The sequence below is a fragment of the Pseudoalteromonas sp. SG41-1 genome, assembly GCF_014164575.1.
Lineage (GTDB): Bacteria > Pseudomonadota > Gammaproteobacteria > Enterobacterales > Alteromonadaceae > Pseudoalteromonas > Pseudoalteromonas rhizosphaerae.
This window is the reverse complement of sequence record NZ_JACJFL010000107.1, coordinates 1-1077: the sequence shown is the minus strand read 5'-3', so window position 1 is coordinate 1077 and position 1077 is coordinate 1. Positions and strand designations below refer to the sequence as shown.

Here is a 1077-nt window from a genome sequence, read left to right as displayed (position 1 = left end):
GCAAAGGGTTTGTCATCGGTTTGCCATTGCTTGCACTGCGGCATTACATGCTCGCGGCCATATTCCATAAATTGACAAATAAACGCCAATACTGGCTCGTACGCATCTTTGCCGTTGTAATAAGGATTATGGCGCGGTTGTACCATAAAATTAGCCCATTGCATGTTGTTGTGTTTATCAAAACCACGTGTCTGAATACGCATCATTTGAAAGTCTTCATACACCCGTAAATCTTTAAAGTGCTGGGCGCGTACCTTGCCTTTGTACCAGAGGTAAACAATTTGTTTATCACGATCAAACGCCATCGGCGCTTGACGCTTAAAACGAATAATAAAAAACAACAAAAGTGGAATAGTAATAGCGTAAAAAACTAAAAATGAAATGTCTTTTTTGTAAAAATAACTTCCATAAGCTGTATGTTTATTACTGTGACGAGCATACAAGTAGCTTTTAAACGTCAACTCACCACTTTCATCTAGCAATTTATACCACTTTAAGTGTATTGGGTTTACTTCTGTACTACTAAAATAATTCTCTCCATACTTTTTTTATATAATTCAATACTATCAATAGTTGCTCTCTCTCTTGCACTCCAGCTTTTTAATATATTATTAGCATTTAAATATACAGTAAATAAAACCATTAATAACAATGGGATCAGTCCCATATTACGGGCTTTCATTGAATTATTACTAAGCTTACAAACATGCTTATCTACATACACTATCGGTGTTGGCGGCGGTGCCTCTTTAGTGAGTTGAAAGCTAAGTAATGCTTTCAACTTATTTGCTAAAGGTATTGGGTAATGGTGTTTAATCAAAGCCATTGTTTTTTACTTAACCGTATTCACACTGGAGGAATGGGTAAATTGTCTTTATCAAGCGGGATATCTGTATCGTTCTCTGACAAATGTGTTAACACCGCATTTAGCTGCTGCGCAAAATCTTTTGGTTTTTCATCATCAAAAAATGCAAAGGGTTTGTCATCGGTTTGCCATTGCTTGCACTGCGGCATTACATGCTCGCGGCCATATTCCATAAATTGACAAATAAACGCCAATACTGGCTCGTACGCATC

At 37.0% G+C, this 1077-nt stretch carries 3 protein-coding genes; all 3 read right to left on the bottom strand.

Annotated features, from left to right (window positions below; translation table 11 throughout):
* Positions 1 to 482 (bottom strand): hypothetical protein (locus H5203_RS22475; RefSeq protein ID WP_182820375.1); only part of this gene is annotated, 482 nt, incomplete at its 3' end.
* A 26-nt stretch (positions 483 to 508) separates the two neighbouring features.
* Positions 509 to 826 carry a hypothetical protein gene (locus H5203_RS22470; RefSeq protein WP_182820374.1) on the bottom strand — a complete coding sequence of 106 codons (318 nt, stop codon included), beginning with the start codon at positions 824 to 826 and terminating at the stop codon, positions 509 to 511.
* A 20-nt stretch (positions 827 to 846) separates the two neighbouring features.
* Positions 847 to 1077 (bottom strand): hypothetical protein (locus H5203_RS22465; RefSeq protein ID WP_182819833.1); only part of this gene is annotated, 231 nt, incomplete at its 5' end.